General features: G+C 73.5%; 6 protein-coding genes. 4 read left to right on the forward strand and 2 right to left on the reverse strand.

Annotated features, from left to right (window positions below; all coding sequences use genetic code 11):
• A partial coding sequence (locus tag G3573_RS20525; protein WP_205598404.1) for a hypothetical protein occupies positions 1 to 474 on the forward strand: 474 nt, incomplete at its 5' end.
• Here G3573_RS20525 and G3573_RS20530 read toward each other — a convergent pair.
• A complete protein-coding gene (locus tag G3573_RS20530) occupies positions 471 to 1,424 on the reverse strand; it encodes an HWE histidine kinase domain-containing protein (RefSeq protein WP_163263521.1) in 954 nt (317 codons plus the stop codon). The two genes, G3573_RS20525 and G3573_RS20530, sit on opposite strands and share 4 nt — an antisense overlap.
• Positions 1,425 to 1,721: 297 nt before the next feature.
• Here G3573_RS20530 and G3573_RS20535 point away from each other — a divergent pair, with 297 nt between their 5' ends.
• Entirely contained in the window at positions 1,722 to 2,129 is a 408-nt protein-coding gene (locus G3573_RS20535; protein WP_163263522.1) for a nuclear transport factor 2 family protein, read from the forward strand.
• Between the two features lie 10 nt (positions 2,130 to 2,139).
• Here G3573_RS20535 and G3573_RS20540 read toward each other — a convergent pair whose 3' ends face one another.
• Positions 2,140 to 2,286, reverse strand: coding sequence for a hypothetical protein (locus tag G3573_RS20540; protein ID WP_163263523.1), 147 nt, complete (start codon positions 2,284 to 2,286; stop codon positions 2,140 to 2,142).
• A gap of 332 nt (positions 2,287 to 2,618) precedes the next feature.
• On the opposite strand from G3573_RS20540, the gene G3573_RS20545 reads away from it, so the two are divergent.
• On the forward strand, positions 2,619 to 3,506 hold the full coding sequence (locus tag G3573_RS20545) for a hypothetical protein (RefSeq protein WP_163263524.1): 888 nt from the start codon (positions 2,619 to 2,621) through the stop codon (positions 3,504 to 3,506).
• A gap of 302 nt (positions 3,507 to 3,808) precedes the next feature.
• The coding region (locus G3573_RS20550) for a hypothetical protein (RefSeq protein ID WP_163263525.1) at positions 3,809 to 4,078 on the forward strand (270 nt) is incomplete at its 3' end.

Below are 4,078 nucleotides of genomic sequence, written 5' to 3' on the forward strand. Positions count from 1 at the left end.
CTCGTCCTCGCTGCCGTGCTCGCGGCCTTCGCTCCCGCCGCCCACGCCGCCACCCTGGCCGAGGTGGAGGCGGCCGCCGGGCCGCCGCCCGTGCCGCCCGGCGCGCGCTACCACGCCGCCTGCTCGGCCTTGCAGCCGGGCAAGATGGCGGTGTTCACCTTCGACCAGGAGGCCAACCCGCAGGCCACGGCCGCGCTCAGCGAGGGCATGGCCAACGGCCTGCCGCTGGATCTCGCGCCGTTCTACAAGCGGCTGGAGGCCGGGGCGCAGGGCGAGACCGTGCGCCGGGTCGAGGCCTTCCTGAAGGCCCGCGGCCTGAAGCCCGCCAGCCACGACCTGCTGTTCAGCGTCTATGTCCAGCCCGGCGCGCCCGGCCGCGCGCCGCTGGAGATCGGCATCGCCCCCGTCAACGGGCTCATGGACTGCGTCGGCGTGATGTCCGGCGGGCCGGTCTACTACCTGTCGGCGCGCTAGACCGAGACCCCCTCGACCTCGATCTCGCAGACCACGCCTTCAGGGCGGTGCTCGAGGCGCACCGACTTCAGCGCCGGCTGCTCGGCCAGCAGCTTGGAGCCCAGGCCCTTGCGGGTCGGCGGTTCGACCGGCGGGCCGCCGTGCTCGCGCCAGGTCAGGATCAGCCGCTCAGGCCCGCCGCCGCGGGCGAAGCGCCACTCCAGCCCGATCCAACCGCCGGCGGTCGACAGGGCGCCGTGCTTGACCGCGTTGGTGCCCAGCTCGTGCAGGGCCAGCACCAGCGGCACGCAGACGGCCTCGGGCAGGGTGCAGGCCGGGCCGGTCATGTGGATCGGCGCGTCGCCGAACGGGGCCAGCGCCCCGACCGCCAGGTCGGGCAGGGCGCAGGCGTCCCAGCGCCCGCCAGCCAACACCTTCTGCGCCTGGGCCAGGGCGTTCAGCCGGCCGGTGAAGGCCTTCAGCGGCGCGTCGGCGCCCGCGCCCCGGAAGGTCTGCCGGGCCAGGCTCTGCACCACCATCAGCGTGTTCATGACCCGGTGCTGCAGTTCCTCGTTGAGGGTGGCCTCGCGCCGGCGGCCGTCGTCGACCTCGCGCATGGCCACCCGCAGGGCCTCGGCCACGAACACGATCAGGCCGCACGACAGCAGGAAGAACAGCACGCCGGCGGTGTCGCCGGTCCTGGCGAAGAAGACGTAGCGCGGGGCCATGAACAGCAGGTTGGCCGTGACCGCCGAGCCCAGCGCCACCAGCGCCGCCGGGCGCCAGCCGAGGAACAGGGCCGCCGCCAGCACGAACGGGTAGTAGGTCACGAAGGTGACGTCTGCGACCACGCTGTCGATGGCCAGCCGGATGGCGGTGGGGGTCGCCACGGCCGCGACCGCCAGGGCCGCCGAGACGGCCGGCGCCGGTCGGCCGAGCAGGTGGGCGCGGATGAACTCGATCCCCGTCATACGGCCCCCGACCGTTACGCGACGCGCCGATAGTGGCGTGCGGGTAAGGATTGCGGCTTCGCCTTGGGCGACAATTCCTTCGCATTAGGCGACAGGCGGGGTGGCCCCAAACCTTAAGCCGTCATCCCGGCCGGAGCGCAGCGGAGAGCCGGGACCCAGCAACTCGACGTGAACGCTGCGGACCCGCGCTGCAACCTGCGCAGTGCTTGCTGGGGCCCGGCTCTCCGGCCCGCTGCGCGGTCCTGCGGCCGGGATGACGGATGTGGTATGGCTGGTTCCTGATCACAGGGGGTCACCATGGATCGACGGACCTTGCTTTCGGCGGCGCTGGGCGGCGTGGCGGCTTCGGCCGGCGCGCCCGCGGAGGGCCCGACCGTGGTCGTCGACCGGCAGCTGGCGGCCTACAACGCGGGCGACATCGACGCCTTCGTGGCGACCTACGCCCCCGACGCCGAGATCTTCCGCCCGCAGCAGCAGGCCGAACCGGTCTTGCGCGGGCGCGACGCCATCCGCGCCAGCTACGGCCCGCGCTTCGCCACCCCGCCGGGCGTGCGCGCCGAGATCAAAAACCGCATCGCCGTGGGGCCGCTGGTCACCGACCAGGAGCACCTGCCGCTGAAGGGCCAGCAGGCGGTGGCGGTCTACGAGGTCGACGGCGCGCTGATCCGCCGGGTGTGGCTGTTCGGGCCGTATCCGGCCGCGTGACGCCTGCGCCCTAGGGACGGGGCGGCCGACGCGGGGCGCTGATGTCGAAGAGGGCGAAGACCGCGAGCGTGGCCGCGGCGGCGATCGCGATCCAGACCGCGTCGGGCGTCGAGGCGGCCAGCGCCGGCCAGATCCCCGTGTAGAAGTCGCGTTCCACGCCGCCCTCCGGCTTCGGTCGGATACGCTGTAACCGGAGGCGGGGCGCAAGGGTTCGGCGCGCGCTCAGCGCGACGGCGGCCAGCCGTCGTCGTGGGCGAGCCGATCGTCTTGAGCGAGGAGGAGTCCGTCAACTTACGGACACCGCCGGCGAGGAACCAACCGCGCGGCCTCGCAGCTTCCCACGGCGTCGTCGCGCGCGACGGCGACGGTTCGCGCGCAAGCTTAGCCGGCCAGCTCAAGCGTTTGTGTTTTCTGCGAGTTTTGTCGGAAAACCTACAGATCGCCGGCGTGAATGAGCGCATAATGGCCGGCCGCTCGCCAGGAGGCGGCATGACCCAGATCCAACCCGAAAGCGACGTCCGGCCCTATGCGGTCCTGCGCTTTTCCGAGGGCTGGCGGATCGTCTGCCGCGACTGGAAAGCCGGCCGGTTCGCCACCCTCGCGCAGGCGGTTCGCGCCGCCGAGCGCCTGGCCGGCGAGGCGGCGGCGCTGGGCGACCAGGCCTGCGTGCTGGTCCAGTCGCCCTTCGGCGAGCTCGAACGGCGGGGGCCTGAACCGGCTGCCTGGGAGACGATCATGGAGGCGACGCCCCGGATCCCCGAGCTGAGACGACAACTGGAAGCGGTGCGCCTGTTCAACGAGGCCGCCCGGCTGGACCTGGAGGGCCAGGAGGCCGCCGCCCTGCCGCTTTACCGGCGCGCGGCGCTGATGGGCCAGACCTACGCCCAGTCCAACCTCGGCGTGCTGCTGACCACGGTCGGCGGCCGCTGGCGGGCGGAGGGCGTGCGCTGGCTCAGGCGCGCCGCCTTCGCCGGCAACGCCACGGCGGCGTGGAACCTGGCCATGGAAGAGCGCATGAGCGACAACCGCGCCGCCTACCTGCGCTGGGTCGCCGTCGCCGCCCGGCTGGGCCACGACGAGGCCCTGGTGGTGCAGGCCGAGATCGCGCGCCGCCGCGCCGCCGGCGAGCCGTGGTTCATGCTCAAGACCGGCCTGGTCGACGTGCTGGACGTGGCCATTGAGCTGGACGAGGTGCGCGAGGGCGAGGAGACCCCCGAGGACGCCGCCGAATGGGCCGCCGGCGCCATCGGCCGCCGCTGGGCCGTGGGCCTGGACCCGACCGAACGCGCCCGCCTGCTGCCGGTGCTGTGGGAGATGACCGCGCCGGGCCTGACCGCGCAGCGGGCGACGGAGCTGATCTACAAGCTGGCGGTGTGATGGGGCCGTGATCCTTCTCCCCTTGAGGGAGAAGGAGGGACCCGCGCGCCGGAGCGTCGCGGAGGCCTGCGCGGGAGGATGAGGGGTCTCGCGACAGTGGATGAAGGCGGTTCGGCGACCGGCGGCGCGACCCCTCATCCTCCCGCGCGAACCTGCGGGCTGCCGCCCTCCGGTGCGCGGGCTCCGTCCTTCTCCCTCAGGGGGAGAAGGAGAGAACTGGGCTCGGTCCTTCTCCGAGAGAACTGTGTTCCACAACCTGCGCGGGCGTGTATCTCTGGCGGGTGATCCTGGGGGAGGGGCGCGTGCGCACGGTGTCTTTGGCGGTCCTGGCGGCCGTGGCGGTGGCGTCGGGGGCCAGCGCGCAAACGCCGGTGCGCGTGGTCCCCGCCGGGGCGAGCGCCTTCGCGCTGTGCGACGGCTACGGCTCGCCCACCAAGAACGGCGACGGCATGACCGAGCCGGCCTGGAGCTGGGGCGGGCTGGGCGCGCCGCAGGGCGGGGCGGGGGACACCACCCGGCGCATGCCGCGGCTGGGCGAGACGGGCGTGCGCATGTGCGACGCGGCCCTGGCC

The sequence above is a fragment of the Caulobacter sp. 17J65-9 genome (genome assembly GCF_010975005.1).
GTDB lineage: Bacteria > Pseudomonadota > Alphaproteobacteria > Caulobacterales > Caulobacteraceae > 17J80-11.

Excerpts from the sequence above, each read along its gene's own strand:
- G3573_RS20530 (WP_163263521.1), bottom strand. The coding sequence starts at position 1,424 with ATGACGGGGATCGAGTTCATCCGCGCCCACCTGCTCGGCCGACCGGCG.
- G3573_RS20535 (WP_163263522.1), top strand. The coding sequence starts at position 1,722 with ATGGATCGACGGACCTTGCTTTCGGCGGCGCTGGGCGGCGTGGCGGCT.
- G3573_RS20545 (WP_163263524.1), top strand. The coding sequence starts at position 2,619 with ATGACCCAGATCCAACCCGAAAGCGACGTCCGGCCCTATGCGGTCCTG.